The following is an 18403-nucleotide window of genomic DNA, read 5'->3' as shown; positions in this document are numbered from 1 at the left end:
ACTGGAACGGCGGGGCGGCAAATGGCGGAGGCATCCATGCAGCCGGAACTTCTCCTCTTCGACGTGGGCAATACGTCCATCAAGGTGGGCATGGCCGACAAAAACCATGTCCTCACCTCCTACACCCTCCCCGCCAATGTGGCCCAGACCGCGGACAGCCTCGGGCTTATCCTGCTCTCCATCCTCGGCCATGCGGGCGTGGAGGCGGGGGCGCTTTCCGCCTGCGTGGCCTCGTCCGTGGTGCCGGGCATCGATCCGCTCCTGCGCGAGGCCGTGGCCCGTTTTGTGGGCTGCCCGCTCCTGCGCGCCGTGGATGACCTGCCCGTGCCGCTGGAGAACCGCTACGAGCGCCCCGCCGAAGTGGGGGCCGACCGGCTGGTGGCCGCCTATGCGGCCAGGCGCCAGTTTCCCGATGCGGCCTCGCTCGTGGTGGCGGATTTCGGCACGGCCCTCACCCTGGACTGCGTGAGCGGCGATGCCTATCTGGGCGGACTCATCTTTCCCGGCCCGGGCACGGCCCTGGCCGCCCTGTCGTCGCATGCCGCCAAGCTGCCGCATGTGAACATGGAAGTCCGCGCCCAGGAGCCGACGCCCGGACGCGACACCGTGACGAGCATCCAGCATGGCCTTTTCTTCGGCTATGTGAGCCTCAGCGAGGGCCTGTGCGGGCGTTTGCGCCGGCAGCTGGCCGGGCCGGTCAAAACGCTCGCCACCGGCGGCTTCGCGGCGTCCATCTCGCGCGTGAGCGCGGTTTTTGATGCGGTTATGCCCGCGCTCCTCCTTGAGGGGCTGAGGCGGCTCTATTTTGAAGATCCGGCGACTGACGCCAGCAAACCCGGCGCCACCGGGAAAAAGGAGCGGACATGAGCAGCATTGCCTCCGTTTACGGCCGCGAGATTCTGGACTCGCGCGGCAACCCCACCGTGGAGGTGGAAGTCACCCTTGAATCGGGCATCAGCGCCCGCGCGGCCGTGCCCTCGGGCGCGTCCACCGGCAGCCGCGAGGCCCTGGAAATGCGCGACGGCGACAAGAAACGCTACGGCGGCAAGGGCGTCACCCGCGCCGTGGAGCATGTGAACACCGAGATCGCCCAGGCCCTCAAGGGCATGGACGCCCTGCGCCAGGTGCAGATCGACAACACGCTCATCGACCTGGACGGCACGGACAACAAGTCCCGCCTGGGCGCCAACGCCATGCTGGGCGCCTCCATGGCCTGCGCGCGCGCCTCGGCCACCTTCCTCGGGCTGCCGCTGTACAAGTATATCGGCGGCATCAACGCCAAGGTGCTGCCCGCGCCCATGATGAACATCATCAACGGCGGCGCGCACGCCCCCAACAATCTGGACATCCAGGAATTCATGATCATGCCGCTGGGCGCCATGACCTTCCGCGACTCGCTGCGTATGGGCGCGGAGATCTTCCATACCCTGGCGGCCATCCTCAAGGCCGACGGCCATGTGACCAGCGTGGGCGACGAGGGCGGCTTCGCCCCCAACCTCAAGAACCACGACGAGGCCTTTGCCTACATCATCCGCGCCATCGAGGAGGCGGGCTACAATCCCGGCGGCGAGGTGGCTCTGGCTATCGATGCGGCATCGTCCGAATTCTACAAGGACGGCAAGTACGTGCTCGCCAGCGAGGGCAAAAGCTTCACCAGCGCCGAGATGACCGAATGGCTCGCCGAATTCACGCGCAAGTATCCGCTCATTTCCATCGAGGACGGCATGGCCGAAAACGACTGGGACGGCTGGAGCATGCTCACCGCCAGCCTGGGCGAGAACGTCCAGCTCGTGGGCGACGACCTGTTCGTCACCAATCCCTCCATCCTGGCCGAGGGCATCTCCGCGGGCGTGGCGAACTCCATCCTCATCAAGCTCAACCAGATCGGCACCGTCACCGAGACCCTGGACACCATCGAGATGGCGAAGGAAGCGGCGTACACCACCGTTGTCTCCCACCGGTCCGGCGAAACCGAGGACAGCTTCATCGCGGACCTCGCCGTGGGCGTCAACGCCGGCCAGATCAAGACAGGCTCGCTCTCCCGCTCCGACCGCATGAGCAAGTACAACCAGCTCCTGCGTATCGAGGAGGAACTGGGCGACGATGCCGAGTTCTTCGGACCCATGCTCGCCGAATACTACGCCCTGGGCGACGGCGACAACTGATCCGCACGCCGCACATACCCTGACACAACGCCGCGCGGCGGAACGACGCATGCCGTTCCGCCGCGCGGGCGTGTGGAGAGCATCCCGCATTTCCGGGTCAGGGGGCAGCAGAGCATTTTTTGGCGGAGCCTCTTCCGCCCGCGCGCGCAAAAAGCCCCGGCGCATCAGCATCCGGGGCAAAAACTCCTGCGAGACTCCGCAGCGCCAGAGGCGCGGCGCATGCGCCGCCGACAGCTCTAGTAGCGGGGCGGGCGGGGGGCCCGGGGTTTCGCTTCGTTGACGCGCAGGGTACGCCCGCCGAAGCTGACGTTGTCCAGCGCTTCGATGGCGGCATCGGCATCACTGTCTTCCATTTCCACAAAACCAAAGCCGCGGGCGCGACCGGTTTCCCTGTCGCTGACGAGCTTCACGCTCAGGACGTTGCCGTATTCGGCAAAAAGATCCTGAACCTGTTCCTCAGTTGCCGACCAGGGAAGATTCCCCACATAAATAGACTTGGACATGAAACACCCTCTCAAAAACCAAAATTTCCCCGCGTTACCCCCCGGCAAAACATTTCACCGGAACGCGGCCCGTGCCCCGACAAGACCACGCTTTGCGGGGATTGTCAACGCTATGCCGCCAACAAGTTGATATTTTATGCCTTTTCAGTTTTGTTTCCCTACGAAAAGAGTCAGGTTATAAGCAGAGGAAATTCAATAAGTTATTGATATAGCTTCTTGATAAGAACGCGCAAACGGCAACCACGCCGCAAAAGGGAAAAAATCTTGCGCTTTCAACGCCGGATCCGCATGCCGCGCGCCGCAGGGGGAGCGGCGGGCGTTTCCGTCCGCGCGCCGAAAGCGCGCTTCCCCTTGCGCGCGCCGGTGACGCAGGCTACAAGACGCCATGGCTCCCGAGCTGACACTCTGGTACTGGTGCGCCGCCCTGCTCGGCACTGCGGCCAACGCGGCCGCCACCCTGCCGTTCATGGCGGCCCTGACCCTCATTCTCGGGCGGCGCGGCCATGCGGCCTTCTGCCTGCGCGGCGCAGGGGCGCTGGCCGGGCTGGCCCTGTGGCTTGCGGCCGCGTGGCCGGTCCTTGTGCTCGGCGATGCCCTGGTCCGGCTCTCCCTGACGGGTGATGCGCCGCTGATGACGCGCCTCATGGCGCTTCTCGAGCCGGCGGGGCTTGGCATCAGCGCAAGCGTGGCGGCGTGGCTCGCCGGTACGGCCCTCGTCTGGTCCGGCCGCCGGGCCTGCGCCGCGGCGCGGGCGGCGCTCCCCCCCGGCGCGGACAGCTACCGCGTTCCGGCCGTCGGCATGCCTCTGGCCGCCCTGCTGGCGGGGTCCTTTTGCGCGCTGGCGGCATTTGCCCTCCGCGACTGGCCGTTCGCGGGCCTGCCCCCCGGCATGGACCTCTGGCGGGCGGCGGCGGCTGTGGGCAAGCATGCCTGCCGCAGCTATTTCATGGCCTTCGCTTCGGGGGGCGCCCTCGGCCTTCTGCTGGCGGCCCGCGCCGCGCGGCGCCGTCCCGCGCCCCCGAGCGTTGCGGAGTCCGCAGGCGCGGTGCGCTGGTGCGCGCTCTGGGCGGCCGTGGGCTATCTGCCTTCCTGCCTGGAGCACTGGGGCCTGGCCCTGGGCCTCCTCCTGCGCGGGGACGCCGGGCCACTGCTCCATGGCGGTCACTGGCCGCTCATCCTCCTCCAGTTCACGACGCTTGCCCTGCTCACCCTGGCTATGGCCGCGTGGATGCTCCTGCTCTTTGCGCGCGACCCGTTGCGGCGCCTCCCGCTTGCCTGGGCGGGCGCCGCGCTCCTGTTTCTTGCCGCAAGCGCCCCCTGGGCGTTTGCCCTTGTGTTCCGCTGACAACCCACGGAGAGGTCATGCCCGGAATTTCCCGCGTCATCGTCCTGCTTGCCGCCCTGCTCTGCTCCGGCCCAACGTCCGCGGACACGTTCGCCGCGGCCGCCCCTGAAACGCCCCAGACCCACGAACGGGAGTTCAGCCGCTTTGCCGCCACCCTGCCCCCCGGCTGGGACGGCGAGGAACGCACCGGCTTCAGCACCGGCGCCGACGAGGAATACATGCTCGTCCTCGGCGTCCAGGACGCCGCGGGCGAACGTTTTCTCGCCCAGGTGAGCGTTTTCGTGCTGCCCAACAGCAAGGGAAGCACGGCTGAGGACTTCGCGCGGCAGATGGCCGAACTTCAGGGGGACGCCACGGCGCCGCGCGGGGAGGGGAATTTCCAGGTCTTTTCGGGCGAGCCGCGCACCCAGGCCCTGCGCGGCCGGGCCACCACCATGGTCAGCGCCACGCCCGAACGCCTGCTCATCATCATCGTCCAGGACCCGGAAGCGCTGGGGGGCGCGGAGGTGGCGGCCGGCCTGCGTGGGCTGACGCCCGAAACGCGCGAACTTCTGGGCCGCTGAACGTTTTCGCAATGAAATTGCGGAAACGCTCTGGCGGCTGCGAGAGCAGACGCCCGCGCCGTAATAAGGCGAAAAACCACGCTTTTTCGCCGCTTGTCCCGCTCTGCGGGGAAATGAAGGCAGCGAAACCTGAGGAAAATATCTGTAGGACAGATATTTTCCTCAGCAAAATGCTCTGGACTCAGATCTCATTAAACTCCGTTATGATTTTTTCAGCGAGGGAAAAAGGTTTTTCCGCTGGCCGCCCGAAGCGGAGCGAAGGGCGGGGGCTGTCGCCGCAAGAATCCTAAAAAATAAGATTTTTTTGCGCTGGCAAGGAAGTGGGTGATTTTTGGAGGGAGTGTACTCAAGTACATGACCGACAAAAATCGCCCAGTGACGCCGTCAGCGCAAAAAAGGCTGTTTTTGACGGATGATTGTGGCATTGCACAAGCTGCTACATCCCAAGCCAGCAATTATTAATAGGTCCAGACCCTAGACAAAGCGCGGCGGGCGCTCCGTCCGCTCCCCGGGGGGGAGGACGAAACGCCCGCTGAGATCCGGGTTCCCGGGAGTTTCGTGCCCGGGCTTTCCGCCGCCGCGTCGGCAGCGGTTCACTTCGCGGCGGCCCTGGTCTCGCGCAGCATCTTGACCGCGCAGAACTTGCCGCACATGGCGCAGACCTCTTCGCCCTTGTGCGGCTCGCGCCGTTTGGCGAGCTGGTCGGGGTCAAGCGCCGCCCGTTCCATGCCGTCCCAGTCCAGCGCCTTGCGCGCCGCGTTCATGGCCGCCTCGCGCGCCAGGGCGCCGGGGCGCCCCAGCGCCACCTCGCCCACCTGGGCGGCCACGCGCGAGGCCATGACCCCGGCGGCCACATCCTCGGCATCGGGCAGGGTGAGGTGCTCGGCCGGCGTGAGATAGCAGAGAAAGTCCACCCCGGCCTCCACGCCGAGCGCGCCGCCAATGGCCCCGGCAATGTGGTCATAGCCGGGCGCGCTGTCGCAGCAGAGCGGGCCGAGCACATAGAGCGGCGCCCCGTGCGTCAGGCGCTTGATGCCCTGGATCTGCGCGCGCACCTCATTGAGCGGCACATGGCCCGGACCCTCGATCATGCACTGCACGCCGCGCTCCAGCGCGCGCCGCGCCAGCACGCCAAGATTGATGACCTCCTCCCACTGGGCCGCGTCGCCCGCGTCCGCTCCCGCGCCGGGGCGCAGGCCGTCGCCCAGGGAGAGAACGAGATTGTGCCCGAGGCTGATGTCCAGCAGGCGGTCAAATTCCTCAAGCAGCGGATTTTCACGGTCATTTTCCAGCATCCAGCGCGCAAGCATGGAGCCGCCGCGCGAGACGATGCCCATCTGGCGGCCGCCGCTCACGGCCAGCTCGGCCCCGCGCCGTGAGAGACCGCAATGCACGGTGACGAAATCCACGCCCTGCCGGGCCTGCTTCTCGATCTCCGCGAAAAGGTCGTCGGGCCGCATGGAGGCGATGTCCTCCCCGGCGTCCAGCAGGCGCTGGCCCACGGCGTACATGGGCACCGTGCCCAGGGGGAGCTGCCAGGCGGCGAGCATTTCGCGGCGGATGGCGTCCAGATCGCCCGCGATGGAAAGATCCATGATGGTGTCGGCCCCGGCCCTGGCGGCGGCCGCGATCTTGCGGCGCTCGGTCTCCATGCAGGAGCTGAGGGGCGACGTGCCCAGGTTGGCGTTGACCTTGACGCGCGAGGGCTGCCCCACCAGCAGCGGCCGCAGCCCCGGATGGGCGGGATTGCCCAACAGCGCCATGGTGCCCGCGTCCAGCGCTTCCAGAATGACAGCCTCGTCCAGCGCCTCCTGGCGGGCAAGCTCCGCGAGATGCCGCTCGCACAGCCCGGTCAGCGCCGCGTTTTTGGAACAGAGCGAATGAGCCATGAATGCCTCCGGCAGGTACGACGCAGGGCACAAAAAAAACCGGAACCTGGGGGGATCCGGTCAACGCTTCCCTCCGGCAGTGCGAACTGCGTCAGGTTCACAGGGTCTGGGGCGCATCCCCACTCTCAGCCGCCTTGCCCGCGCCTCTGGCCCGGGCCTGTCCGGCTCCCCTAGCTGTCGTGGTTATAGCGATTCCGCCCTGCGCTGTAAAGGCATACCGCCGCGGATGCGGGACGGACCCGGGCACCGCCTCATGCGCCGGGGCTGTCCGGCGGCAAGGCCCACCACGGAAGCTCCCGCCACGCGCGGGAAAGGCCCCGCTCCAGCATGGCCCAGTCCGGCGAGAGCCGCGCCAGCTCGGCGCGGTAAGCGGCGGAATGGTCCATCCGGCGCAGGTGGCACAGCTCGTGCCGGCACAGATGATCCAGAAGCGGACGTTCAAGGAGCAGCGCCCGCCAGTTCAGGTGGATATGCCCCGGCTGCGCGGCGGTCACGGCGGCCGACGGCCGCGAACAACTGCCCCAGCGGGAGCGCTGGTCGCGCACGCTGACGCGCGGCGGCAAAAAGCCATGCGCCAGCGCCAGTTCCCGCACATGCGGCGGTAGAAGCCGCGCCGCTTCCCCCCGGCACCAGCGCCCCAGCGCTCCGGCGCAGAGGGCGAGATCCCCGACAGCGCCGAACAGGCGCAACGTCTCCCGCCCCTCCAGAAGCACGAGCCGGCGACTGCCCGCGCCCAGACGGACAACGGCGGCCGCCCCCCGGCTTTGCCGGCGTCCGGCGGCGAGATCCCCGGCGGTCTCCACGGCCAGCACACGCCCGGCCAGCGGCAGCGCGACCTGTTCCGGCAGGGACGGCGCCGGGCGGGCGGCCGCAAAGCGCGGCCACATGCGCTCCAGCCAGGGGAGGAAGAACGGCGCCGCCCGGCGCGCGCGGGCCGGCGGCCAGTCCCGGGGAATGACAAGGACAAGGGCGCCCCTGGGCGACACGCGGAGCCGGGGGCGCCGGCAGCGGGCGGACCGGCGGACGGCGGCGACAAGCGTTTCGCCCCCGGAAAGCGGAAAGGGCACGGTTTCTTCCGGCGTCGGAGCGGGAGAGGACATGGCGGCATGCTGCCACAGCCCGGGGCGCCGGTAAAGCGGCAGAAAGTTCCCGGATACGGTCCGGCACGGATCCTGCTTCATTCCGTTCCGCACATGAACGACGGGAAAATTCTGCCGTCCTTTCAACGCGGGAGCGAAAACATGGAAATCAGCGGAGCATACAGCGCAAACGGCCTCTGGGATCTCGATCCCGCAAGCGCCATCAACGGGGAAAAAACGTCCACCAGCGCGCAGTCCGGCTCCGGCTCCGGCGACACGGCGGAGATCTCCGACGAGGCGCGGCGCCTCTACTCCGAAATGATCCACAAATATGACCGGCCCTCCTCCGGCGGCACCACGCGGGACAGCGGCAATGAAGACGCCGGGTCCGACGGCGGGGCGTCCGGCCAAGGCGCGCCCTCGGGCGGCGGCGCGGGCGGCGCGTCTTCCTCTTCTTCCTCTTCCGGCAATGACGCCGAGAGCATCCGCAAGCAGATCCAGTCCCTGAAAAGCCAGCTCATGAGCATGGCTTCCCAGCTTACGGGCGGCGCGGCGGACGCGGCCGTGACCGGCAAGATGGACGCGCTCCAGTCGCAGATCGCGGCCCTTGAGGCCCAGCTCAACGAAATGGAGCAGGCATAGCCAGGCGCGCAAGAGGGCGTTGCAAGGGGCGCCCCCGGACGCGGCTGCCCGTCGGGGATGGGACCTGCTTGACAGGGGGCTGGGGCTGGGCTAGATTTTTCCTGGCGCGGAAACGTTCCGCCGCCTTCAAAGCCCCCCCAACAGGGCCGGTCCCGTCCGGCCGGAGGTTTGCTGCCATGAAATCCCTCAAGGGTTCCCAGACCGAAAAAAATATTCTCATCGCCTTTTCCGGCGAGTCCCAGGCCCGCAACCGCTACACCTATTACGCCGGCCAGGCCAAGAAGGACGGCTTCGTCTTTGTGAGCAAGATCTTCGAGGAGACGGCCGACCAGGAAAAAGAGCACGCCAAGCGCCTCTTCAAGTTCCTTGAAGGCGGCCCGCTGGAAATCAGCGGCACCTTCCCGGCCGGCGTCATCGCCGACACGCGCTCCAACCTGCTGGAAGCCGCCGCCGGCGAGCATGAGGAATACACGCACATGTATCCCGCCTTTGCGGAAACCGCTGAGAAGGAGGGCTTCTACGAGGTCGCCACGGCCATGCGCAATATCCTCATCGCGGAAAACTATCACGAACGGCGCTTCCTCGACCTTGCCGAGAAGATCAAGAACAACACCATGTTCAAGGACCCCAAGCCCACGGTGTGGCGCTGCCTCAACTGCGGCTGTCTGGTGGACGGTCCCGAGGCGCCGGACGTCTGCCCGGCCTGCCTCCATCCCCAGGCCTACTTCGTGCGTCTGGACATCAAGTTCTGATCGTCAGCGTTTTTTGACCGAAAGCCCCCGCCGCTCTCCGGAGCTGCGGGGGCTTTTCGTGCCGGGCCGCGCCCGCGCGGGCGCGCCGCCGGGCGCCCGCTCAGTCAACGCCCTTGAAGGTGTTGCACTGGCCGGGGTCGCCGCTGTCAAAACCGCGCCGGAACCAGCGCAGGCGCTGCGCCGAGGTGCCGTGGGTAAAGCTGTCCGGCACCACGCGGCCCGTGCTCCGGCGCTGGAGCCGGTCATCGCCGATGGCGCTGGCCGTGTTCAGGGCCTCCTCAAGGTCCCCGGCCTCCAGGATGCCCCGCGCGGCCATGCGCTGCCCCCAGACGCCCGCGAAACAGTCCGCCTGAAGCTCCAGCATGACGGAAAGGCGGTTGGCCTCGGCCCGCGAGGCCGCGGACTGGCGGCGCCGCACTTCCTGGGCGATGCCCATCTGGTTCTGGACATGGTGGCCCACCTCATGCGCCAGCACATAGCCCAGGGCGAAATCGCCGCCCCCGCCGAGTTTGCGCTCCATGTCGCCGTAAAAGGCGAGGTCGATATAGACGTTGCCGTCCGCCGGGCAGTAGAACGGTCCCATGGCGCTCTGGCCGTAGCCGCAGGCCGTGTCCGTGCTGCCGCTGAAGAGCACCAGGGTCGGGGGCGCATAGGCGCGGCCTGAAGCGCGGAAGATCTCGTCCCAAGTGTCCTCCGTGGTCTTGAGCGCCACGGAGGCGAAACGGGCCAGCGTGTCCTCCCCGGCCGGACGCGACGAGGTGACGGGCGCCGAACCGCCCCCCAGGAGCGGCGTGAGGTCATAGCCGTAATATCCGGCCACAAGAACGACGAGCAGAAGGATGGCCCCCGCCTTGCCGCCGATGGGCAGCCCCCGGAAGGCCATGGGCGACCTTCCGCGCCGGTCTTCCACATGTGAGCTTTGCTGCTGATCCTGCCAGCGCATGCGCGTTCCTCCCGAAGCATCACGCCGGACTCCCGGCGAAGTTCCGCGCCGGACGGTCCCGTTCCGGCGGAAAAATCCTAGCCAGCGGCCGGAAAAAGCGCAAGGCGGCGCCGCGCCTCTTGCTTGGCACCCCCCCCTGTTTTGTGTAGAGTCATCTGCCGGCGCGGCAAACCGCGCCCAAGGAGAGCATGCCATGGAAGTGCGTTTTCAGAATCTCGGCCCCGAGCACTGGAAGGGCGACGTCATGCTGGCCTTCGCCTGCGATGGCGAGGACCTTCTGCTCCAGAATCCGGAGCTGGACAAGGCCGCCCCCTGGCTCGCCGTGGCGCCGGCCCTGCGGGACTTCAGGCCCCGCGAGGGTTCGCTCGCCCTGCTGCACGGGCACCCGGAGCTGGACATCCCGCGCGTGCTCGCCATCGGCCTAGGCGCGCGCGACGAGGTCACGCCCGACCGCGTGCGCGCGGCCGTGGCCGCCGGCGTCCAGCGCTGCCGCGCCCTGGGCGTGCGCTCCCTCCTCCTGCCCGAGCCGCAGCTCTCGCGCCTGCCGGGCGGCCGCGAGCGCCTGGTGGAGGAATGCGTGTACGCGGCCCAGCTGGCGCTCTACCGCTTCGACGCGCTGAAAAAACCCTCAGCGGAGGAGCCTCCCGCCCCGGAATGGCTGGCCCTCGGCTTTGACGGCGAAAGCGTGCCCGACGGCGGCCATGCCGCCGCCCGCCGGGGCGAAAGCGCGGCCTGGGCCGTGAGCCTTGCGCGCGACCTCGCCAACATGCCGGGCAATCTCCTTTCCCCGGCGCTTCTGGCCGAACGCGCCGCAGCGCTGGCGGAAGACTCCGGACTCGCCTGCGAGATCCTCGACGAGGACGCCCTGGCCCGCGAGGGCCTGGACTGCCTGCGCGCCGTGGGCCAGGGTTCCGCCCGGCCGCCGCGCCTGGTGGTCCTCGAATACGCGCCCACAGGGCATGAACAGGAAAAGCCGCTCATCCTCGTGGGCAAGGGCATCACCTTCGATTCCGGCGGCATCTGCCTCAAGCCCGCGGCCAACATGCACCAGATGAAATGCGACATGAGCGGGGCGGCGGCGGTGCTGGCGGCTCTGACTGCGCTTGCCCGCGAAGGCGCGCCGCGCCGCGTCGTCGGCCTGCTCGCCTGCGCTGAAAACATGCCCGACGGCGGCGCGTACCGCCCCGGCGATGTGCTGACCGCCGCCAACGGCGACAGCGTGGAAGTCATCAATACCGACGCCGAGGGCCGTCTCGCCCTGTGCGACGCCCTGGCCTGGGCGCAAAAACGCTGGACGCCCGCCGCCATCGTGGACATCGCCACGCTCACCGGCGCGTGCGCCGTGGCCCTGGGCACCGGGCTTGCGGGCCTGTTCTGCGACGATGACGGCCTTGCGGAGCGCCTCGCCGCCGCGGGCGCCACCGGGGGGGAACATTTCTGGCGCCTGCCGCTCTGGCGGCCCTATGCCGACCAGCTCAAGAGCGAAGTGGCGGACATCAGGCACACGGCCGGCCGCGAGGGCGGCGCCATCACGGCGGCGCTCTTCCTGCGCCATTTCGTGCGCGAGGGCGAGCTTTGGGCGCATCTCGACATCGCCGGCGTGGACTGGAACGCCAAGGCGACGCCCCTCTGTCCTGAAGGGGCCTCGGGCTTCGGCGCGCGCACCCTGCTTGAACTGGCGCGGGGGGGCATCCAGTGAAGGTCTATCTGCTCGGCGCCGGGCCAGGCGACCCCGGCCTTCTCACGCTCAAGGCCCGCGACGTCCTGGCCGCCGCGGACGCGGTCGTCTATGACGCGCTCGCCAATCCCTCCCTGCTGGACCATGCGCGTCCGGACGCCGAACGCATCTATGTGGGCAAGATCGCGGACAGGCACGCCCTGCCCCAGGACGAGATCAATGCCCTCCTCGTCCGCAAGGCGCGGGAGGACGGGGGCAAGGTGGTGGCGCGCCTCAAGGGCGGCGACCCCTATATTTTCGGACGCGGCGGCGAAGAGGCCGAAGCCCTCGTGGCGGCGGGCGTGCCCTTTGAGGAAGTGCCCGGCGTGAGCAGCGCCATCGCGGCCCCGGCCTATGCGGGCATCCCGCTCACGCACCGCGACTTCGCCTCCTCGGTGACCATCATCACGGGCCACGAAAGCCCGGACAAGCCAGGCTCGGTCCACAACTGGCCCGCGCTTGCGGCCAGCGCCTCCACCCTGGTCTTTGTCATGGGCATGAAAAACCTGCCCGACATCGCGTCCAGGCTCATCAGCGCGGGAATGGACCCGGCCACCCCGGCGGCGCTCGTTTATCGCGGCACCACGCCGCGCCAGCGCTGCCTGGTGGCCCCGCTGGAAGAACTGCCCGCGGCGGCCGTGGCCCAGGGGTTCAGCAATCCCTCGATTATCGTGGTGGGCGAGGTAACGCGCCTGCATGCCAGTCTGGACTGGTTCGGCAAAAAACCGCTCCTCGGGCGACGCGTGGTGGTCACGCGTGCGCGGGAACAGGCCAGCGGCCTGGCGGACAGGCTCGCGCGGCTGGGCGCGGAGGTCATCCAGTTCCCGACCATCGAGATCTGCGAAATGGAAGACCACGCGCCGCTGGACGCGGCCATTGCCGGGCTGGACGCCTATGACTGGCTCATCTTCACCTCGGTCAACGGCGTGCGCCATTTCTGGCGCAGGCTGGCCGTGGCCGGAAAGGACAGCCGGGCGCTGGCCGGCGCGCGCGTGGCTGCCATCGGCCCGGCCACGGCGGAAGCGCTGGCGCAACGCGGCATCACGGCGGACTTCCTGCCGCCCAGATACCAGGCCGAGGACGTGGCCGAAGGTCTCAAGGCCCTGACGGGCGCGGCGCTTTCCGGCATGCGCTTTCTGCTGCCGCGCGCGCTCAAGGCCAGGGACGTGCTCCCGGAAACGCTGCGCGCGGCGGGCGCCCGCGTGGATGTCGTGCCCGCCTATGTGACCGTGCCCGCGGCGGCCCGCAAGGACGAAGTCCTGCGCCTGCTGGAAAACGGGGAGCTGGATTGCGTCAGCTTCGGTTCCTCCTCCACGGTGGAGAACTTTCTGGCCCTCGTCCCCGCGGAACTGCTGCGGCGACACCCCGAAACCGCGCTGGCGGCCATCGGACCCGTCACCGCCGCCACCCTGCGCGAGCACGGGCTGGAAGCGGCCGTCACCCCGCGGGACTATACCATCCCCGCGCTGGCGGACGCCATTGCCGCGCACTTTTCGCCCTCTCACCAGTGAGGTCCGCATGCCCCTGAAGATCGCCATCCTCGCCTCCGGCAGCGGCACCAATGCCCAGGCCATGATGGACAAGGCCGCCGCCGGGGTCCTGGACGTGGACATCCGGCTCGTGCTCAGCAACCGTCCCGGCGCGGGCGTCCTTGAACGCGCCCGCAAGGCCGGCGTGCCCCGCGCCGTGCTGGACCACGCGGCCTTTGCCGACCGCGCGGCCCATGAAGCGGCCATGGTGGAGCGCATCCGCGAAAGCGACGCCGAGTTCATCGTGCTGGCGGGCTATATGCGCCTTCTGACGCCGCTCTTTCTGGGCGCGTTTCCGGGCAGGGTGCTCAATATCCACCCCGCGCTCCTGCCGAGCTTTCCGGGAACGCACGGCGGCGCCGACGCTCTGGCCTACGGCGTCAAACTCTCGGGGTGCAGCGTCCACTTTGTGGAAGAAGAAATGGACGGCGGCCCGCTCATCATCCAGGCCGCGGTGCCGGTCACTGCCGGGGAACCGCTGGAAGCGCTCATGCCGCGCATCCACGCCATGGAGCACCGCATCTACCCGCAGGCCCTGCAATGGCTGGCCCAGGGACGCCTCCGGGTGGAAGGGCGCCAGGTCCACCTCGCCCCGGCCGCCTGCGAGACCGTCAGGCCCGACGGCGACTGGTTCGTCTGGCCGCCTCTGGAACGGGGATTTTAGCGCATTTCGGCGCCTGAACGCTCTCCGGGATAGTTGCCGACAGTTCCTTCAGAAACGGAACCTCATAGCCTTTCGGGCAGAGATGTTCCGTGCTCCAGCGCACCATATGCATCATTACGGGCACAAAGCTCATCCCGACTTCTGTCAGCGTATATTCGACACGCAAGGGAACTTCCTTGAAGATTTCCTTGTGAATGAACATATCACTTTCAAGTTCTTTCAACTGTTTTGCCAACGTTGATTGCGTGATGCCTTCCAGACGCCGCTGAAGCTCGTTGAATCTCTGTACCTTATAAAACGCAATATACCACAGGATAAGGATTTTCCACTTTCCGCTCAAAACAGATTGCAATCTGCTCATTGGCAAGCATCTTGCCAGTGCCTCTTCAGAACTGAACTTGTTTTCAGCCATTCTGCTCCTCCCCGCCGTCCCGCGCTCAACGCCGCCCAGGTGGCAAAAAAAGAACTATGTAGAAAAAATTACAGTTCTTGCAAAAAAGAATTTTTTGCATAGATAGTTGTTATATACGCATCTCACAGAGGAGAACAGCATCATGCAGGACACGAAAGCGAAAGGGCGCCCTGTCCGTGGCTTCAACGATCCGCGGCCCAACCCCTCAAGTCCATGAGGGAAACGCCGTGCGCCAAGCCTGAAAAAGCCGCGGCATCTATGTCTTTCTGCCGCAAACCGCCCACGAACCGGCGACATGCCGACCGAAAACCGAAGAGGCCATGACCATGAAAATCTATGCCATCAACGGCAGCCCGCGCAAAAACTGGAATACCGCAACATTGCTGCAACATGCCCTTGAAGGGGTAAGAGGCTGCCTTCCCGACGCTTCCACGGAACTTGTCAACCTCTATGAGCATACCTATAAGGGCTGCACAAGCTGCTTCCAGTGCAAAAAACTGGGCGGTTCCTCCTACGGCGCATGCGCCATCCACGACGGCATCACACCCCTTCTGGAAGAAGCGCTCCACGCGGATGCCCTGATTTTCGGCTCCCCCATCTATTTCTCGGACATTACCGGCATGCTCAAATGCTTTCTGGAGCGGCTGCTCTTTCCCTGTTTCGTCTATGACAAGGACTATTCATCACTGGCGCCCAAAAAACTGCCGACAGCATTTCTCTATACCATGAACGTTTCCCACGAACAAATGCTTGCCAATCGGTACCCGGAACGCCTGCATGCCATGGAGGCATTCCTGGGCCACATTTTCGGCGCAACGACACTGGTGCAGTATGTCACTGACACCTGTCAGTTCAGCGACTACAGCAAGTACAAAATGGAACTCTTCTCGGGAGCGGAAAAAACCGCCCGGCGCGAAACCCAGTTTCCCCAGGACTGCGCCCATGCGCGGGAGCTTGGGTCCCAAGTCGCCGCCGCCATAGCGCACCCGGGGAAGTGACGGCCGCCCCGGGCCGGGGTTTTCCCTCAAGCGCCGGTTTCCGTACCCCTGAAACAGAGAAACGGCCAGCCCCGCGGGGTTGGCCGTTTCTCCCTTGAAAACCGGATGGCGTGGCAGCGGCTATTCCTCGCCGCTGTTCTCGCTGTTTTCAGCGGCGGCCTTGAGCAGGTCGCCCAGGCTCTGGCCGCTCTCCTGCGGGCCGGCGTGGAATTCCTTGGGCTTGCGGCGCTCCTCGTCATCCTTGATCTGCTTGATGGAGAGGCCAAGGCGCCGCTCCTCCGCGCTCACATGGATGACCTTGGCCTGGATCTCCTGGCCTTCCTGGAAGGCTTCTGCCGGGGTCTTGAGCTTCTTGCCCGAAAGCTCGGACACATGCACGAGGCCCTCGATGCCCTCCTCAACCTCCACAAAGAGGCCGAAGTCCGTGATATTGGTCACCGTGCCCTTGACGGTGCAGCCCACGGGATAGGTTTCCGGCACATGGGCCCACGGGTCGTCGGCCAGCTGCTTGATGCCCAGGGTGAACTTCTCGTTGGCCTGATCCACCACGAGCACCTTGGCCTGGACCACGTCGCCCACCTTGTACAGCTCGTTGGGGTGGCGCACCTTCTTGGTCCACGAGATGTCCGACACATGGATGAGTCCGTCGATGCCGTCCTCAATGCCGATGAACATGCCGAATTCGGTGATGTTCTTGATGACGCCCTCAAGCACCGTGCCTTCGGGGTAGCGCTCGGCCACCAGTTCCCAGGGATTGGGCCGCACCTGCTTCATGCCGAGGCTGATGCGCTTCTTCTCGCCGTCCACGCCGAGGATGACCACTTCCACCTCGTCGCCGGTGTGCACCATCTGGGAAGGATGCCGGAGCTTGCGCGTCCAGGACATTTCCGAAATGTGCACCAGGCCCTCGACGCCCGGCTCCAGCTCCACAAAGGCGCCGTAGTCCACCAGATTGGTGACCTTGCCGGTGATGCGGGCGCCCTGCGGGAGGCGGGCGGAAATGTCCTGCCACGGGTCGGGCACAAGCTGCTTGAGTCCGAGGGAGACCTTGTTGGTCTCGCGGTCAAAGGAGAGCACCTTGAGCGTGAGGTCCTGGCCCATGGTGATCATTTCCTTGGGATGGCGGATGCGCTTCCAGCTCATGTCCGTGATGTGGAGCAGGCCGTCCAGACCGCCGAGGTCGACGAAGACGCCGTATTCGGTGATGTTCTTGGCCTTGCCCTGGACGATCTGGCCCTCCTCAAGGGTCTTGAGCAGCTCGGCGCGCTTGGCGTCGCGCTCCTCCTCAAGCAGGACGCGGCGCGACACGATGACGTTGCTGCGCCGGCGGTTGATCTTGAGCACACGGAACTCGAACTCCTGATTGACCAGGGCGTCCATGTCCGGCACAGGGCGCAGGTCCACATGGGAACCGGGCAGAAATGCCTCCACACCCCCGATGTTCACCGTGTAGCCGCCCTTGATGCGGCGCACGATATGCCCCTTGATGACCTTGTTGTTCTCCTGCACGTCCTCGAGCTGGTCGAAGACCTGCATGCGCTTGGCCTTTTCAAAGGAGAGCGTGATGGTACCGTCCTGCTCGTTCTTGCGGACCACATAGACATCCACCCTGTCGCCCACCTTGACGCCCACATTGCCCGCCGCGTCGCGGAATTCGGCCGTGGGGATCTGGCCTTCGGACTTGAAGCCCACGTCAACGAGCACATTGTCGTCATTGACGCGGACGATTTCGCCCTTGGTGATGGAGCCTTCTTCAAGATCGCCAAAATCGGGGTTGAGGTAGTCCTCAAGGGCGCTTCCGAAATCGATTTCGTCGTGCCCGGTTTCCTTGTCAGCCATAGTTGCCTTGCCTCCAAACGACCAGTGTATTTCCTCGCATGCGAGGGAGTGGGAGCATAGATGAAAGCGCCGGGAAGCGCAAGGAAATTCCGCGAAAATCGGCAAAAGCCATTGACTTTTCCCCTCCGAAGCGATAAGCGTGCCAGATTGCGGGGAATTCCGTGAAACTCGGAAACAGTCGCGCTGCGGTAAGAGGGCACGGCGCTTCTTCGCCGTCCGGAAGGTTCCGGACGGCGCGACAGCCAGTCGGCGGACATGCGGGCACGCGCCCGCCGGATGCCGGTGAAGGCGAAGCAATGGCGGGGCCACGCCCCACATCCCTCAAGTCCGAAACCCGCCCCGGCCGCCGGAGATTTCCGGCGCGCCTTCACGTCCTTGCAACGCACGATTGGAGGCCGTCATGACCCGTGCCCGCGCTTTCCGCGCCCCCGCTGTTCCCCGTTTCCCGGCCGCGCCCCTGGCCGCGCTCACGTTCCTTGTCCTGCTCCTTGTCTGCGCCGCGGCCGCTCCGGCCGCCGACGCCGCGCCAACGCCGCCCCGCGAGGGCATCCTGCTCGTGGCCTTCGGCACCAGCGTGCCCGAGGCCGAGGCCTCCTTCACGGCCATGGACGCGGCCTTCAGGGCCGCATGGCCGCACAGCCCGGTGGTCTGGGCCTATACCTCGCAGATCATCCGCAAAAAACTCGCCAGAGAGGGCCGCCCCGTGGGCGGCATCGCCGCCGGTCTGGCCCGGCTGGCAAAGGACGGCGTCCAGGTGGTGCGCGTCCAGTCGCTGCACATCATGGCCGGGGAAGAGTTCGCGGCTCTGGCGCGCGCGGTGCTCATCGACATTCAGAAGCATCCGGGCAGGTTCCGGGCCGTCTATCTCGGGCGCCCGCTGCTTGAATCCCGCGCGGACGCGCAGGCCGTGGCCGGGTCCGTCCTCCGCGCGCTCGACGGACGCCGCAGCCCCGGCGACGCGCTGGTGCTCATGGGCCACGGCCAGGAACACGGCCGCGCCGACCTCGTGCTGGAGGGCACCCGCGCGGCCTTCCAGAGCGCCGATCCCCTTGCCTTCATCGCCACCGTTGAGGGCGCGCGCGGTTTTGAGGAACTTCTGGCCGAGCTGCGGGCGCGCAAGGTGCGCCGCGTGTGGCTCCAGCCGCTCATGCTGGTGGCCGGGGATCACGCCCGTAACGACCTCGCGGGCGAAGAGGAGGATTCCTGGGCCTCACGGCTGCGGGCGGCCGGCTTTACGGTGGAGACCAATCTCACGGGCCTGGGGCAGGTGCCGGGCATTGCCGCGCGCTTTGTGGAGCACGCCCGCGCGAGCCGGGACGACCTCACCGCCGAGCCGCGCAAGGAATAGCGGGGGAAAAAGCTC

17 protein-coding genes and 2 riboswitches are annotated in these 18403 nt (G+C 66.8%); of the genes, 11 read left to right on the top strand and 6 right to left on the bottom strand.

Annotation, left to right across the window (positions count from 1 at the left end; genetic code table 11):
• The first annotated feature begins 36 nt into the window (after positions 1–36).
• Entirely contained in the window at positions 37–867 is an 831-nt protein-coding gene (locus QZ294_RS00310; RefSeq protein ID WP_297045002.1) for a type III pantothenate kinase, read from the top strand.
• Complete coding sequence (gene eno / locus QZ294_RS00305; RefSeq protein WP_297045000.1) at positions 864–2165, top strand: phosphopyruvate hydratase; 1302 nt, start codon at positions 864–866, stop codon at positions 2163–2165. Before QZ294_RS00310 ends, eno begins: the two co-directional genes overlap by 4 nt.
• Before the next feature lie 236 nt (positions 2166–2401).
• Here eno and QZ294_RS00300 read toward each other — a convergent pair whose 3' ends face one another.
• Complete coding sequence (locus QZ294_RS00300) at positions 2402–2668, bottom strand: RNA-binding protein (RefSeq protein ID WP_297044997.1); 267 nt, start codon at positions 2666–2668, stop codon at positions 2402–2404.
• A 385-nt stretch (positions 2669–3053) separates the two neighbouring features.
• Between QZ294_RS00300 and QZ294_RS00295 the strand changes: the two genes are divergently transcribed.
• The gene (locus QZ294_RS00295; RefSeq protein WP_297044993.1) at positions 3054–4013 is read left to right on the top strand and encodes a spidroin-2; all 960 of its coding nucleotides are present in this window, start codon (positions 3054–3056) and stop codon (positions 4011–4013) included.
• Positions 4014–4030: 17 nt separating this feature from the next.
• A complete protein-coding gene (locus QZ294_RS00290; RefSeq protein WP_297044990.1) occupies positions 4031–4576 on the top strand; it encodes a protoporphyrinogen oxidase in 546 nt (181 codons plus the stop codon).
• A gap of 593 nt (positions 4577–5169) precedes the next feature.
• On the opposite strand, the gene thiC is transcribed toward QZ294_RS00290, so the two are convergent.
• A complete protein-coding gene (gene thiC / locus QZ294_RS00285; protein WP_297044987.1) occupies positions 5170–6465 on the bottom strand; it encodes a phosphomethylpyrimidine synthase ThiC in 1296 nt (431 codons plus the stop codon).
• A gap of 51 nt (positions 6466–6516) precedes the next feature.
• Positions 6517–6647: riboswitch (TPP riboswitch) on the bottom strand.
• Between the two features lie 69 nt (positions 6648–6716).
• On the bottom strand, positions 6717–7565 hold the full coding sequence (locus QZ294_RS00280) for a M48 family metallopeptidase (protein WP_297044984.1): 849 nt from the start codon (positions 7563–7565) through the stop codon (positions 6717–6719).
• Between the two features lie 141 nt (positions 7566–7706).
• Here QZ294_RS00280 and QZ294_RS00275 point away from each other — a divergent pair, with 141 nt between their 5' ends.
• Both QZ294_RS00275 and rbr read left to right on the top strand, forming a co-directional pair.
• Complete coding sequence (locus tag QZ294_RS00275; RefSeq protein ID WP_297044982.1) at positions 7707–8186, top strand: FlxA-like family protein; 480 nt, start codon at positions 7707–7709, stop codon at positions 8184–8186.
• A gap of 176 nt (positions 8187–8362) precedes the next feature.
• Positions 8363–8938: a rubrerythrin gene (gene rbr, locus QZ294_RS00270; RefSeq protein ID WP_297044977.1), complete on the top strand. Its 576-nt coding sequence runs from the start codon at positions 8363–8365 to the stop codon at positions 8936–8938.
• A gap of 100 nt (positions 8939–9038) precedes the next feature.
• Here the strand turns inward: rbr and QZ294_RS00265 are convergent, their stop codons facing one another.
• Positions 9039–9881: a neutral zinc metallopeptidase gene (locus QZ294_RS00265; protein ID WP_297044974.1), complete on the bottom strand. Its 843-nt coding sequence runs from the start codon at positions 9879–9881 to the stop codon at positions 9039–9041.
• Between the two features lie 193 nt (positions 9882–10074).
• Here QZ294_RS00265 and QZ294_RS00260 point away from each other — a divergent pair, with 193 nt between their 5' ends.
• Genes QZ294_RS00260 through purN form a run of 3 tightly spaced genes read left to right on the top strand, consistent with a single transcriptional unit; the run spans position 10075 to position 13791 of the window.
• Positions 10075–11580: a leucyl aminopeptidase gene (locus QZ294_RS00260; protein WP_297044973.1), complete on the top strand. Its 1506-nt coding sequence runs from the start codon at positions 10075–10077 to the stop codon at positions 11578–11580.
• Complete coding sequence (gene cobA / locus QZ294_RS00255) at positions 11577–13109, top strand: uroporphyrinogen-III C-methyltransferase (protein WP_297044969.1); 1533 nt, start codon at positions 11577–11579, stop codon at positions 13107–13109. Before QZ294_RS00260 ends, cobA begins: the two co-directional genes overlap by 4 nt.
• Before the next feature lie 7 nt (positions 13110–13116).
• Entirely contained in the window at positions 13117–13791 is a 675-nt protein-coding gene (gene purN / locus QZ294_RS00250) for a phosphoribosylglycinamide formyltransferase (protein ID WP_297044966.1), read from the top strand.
• On the opposite strand, the gene QZ294_RS00245 is transcribed toward purN, so the two are convergent.
• On the bottom strand, positions 13739–14203 hold the full coding sequence (locus QZ294_RS00245) for a helix-turn-helix domain-containing protein (RefSeq protein WP_297044964.1): 465 nt from the start codon (positions 14201–14203) through the stop codon (positions 13739–13741). The genes purN and QZ294_RS00245 overlap by 53 nt on opposite strands.
• Positions 14204–14523: 320 nt before the next feature.
• Between QZ294_RS00245 and QZ294_RS00240 the strand changes: the two genes are divergently transcribed.
• Complete coding sequence (locus tag QZ294_RS00240; RefSeq protein ID WP_366140542.1) at positions 14524–15201, top strand: flavodoxin family protein; 678 nt, start codon at positions 14524–14526, stop codon at positions 15199–15201.
• A gap of 120 nt (positions 15202–15321) precedes the next feature.
• Here the strand turns inward: QZ294_RS00240 and QZ294_RS00235 are convergent, their stop codons facing one another.
• A complete protein-coding gene (locus QZ294_RS00235; protein ID WP_297044961.1) occupies positions 15322–17040 on the bottom strand; it encodes a 30S ribosomal protein S1 in 1719 nt (572 codons plus the stop codon).
• A gap of 111 nt (positions 17041–17151) precedes the next feature.
• Positions 17152–17397, top strand: a riboswitch (cobalamin riboswitch).
• Positions 17398–17440: 43 nt separating this feature from the next.
• Here QZ294_RS00235 and QZ294_RS00230 point away from each other — a divergent pair.
• Positions 17441–18388: a sirohydrochlorin cobaltochelatase gene (locus tag QZ294_RS00230; RefSeq protein ID WP_297044958.1), complete on the top strand. Its 948-nt coding sequence runs from the start codon at positions 17441–17443 to the stop codon at positions 18386–18388.
• Positions 18389–18403 lie beyond the last annotated feature (15 nt).

It is taken from the genome of uncultured Desulfovibrio sp. (assembly GCF_910584445.1).
GTDB lineage: Bacteria > Desulfobacterota > Desulfovibrionia > Desulfovibrionales > Desulfovibrionaceae > Desulfovibrio.
The sequence above is the reverse complement of the archived record's forward strand: the minus strand, read 5'-3'. Positions and strand labels throughout refer to the sequence as shown.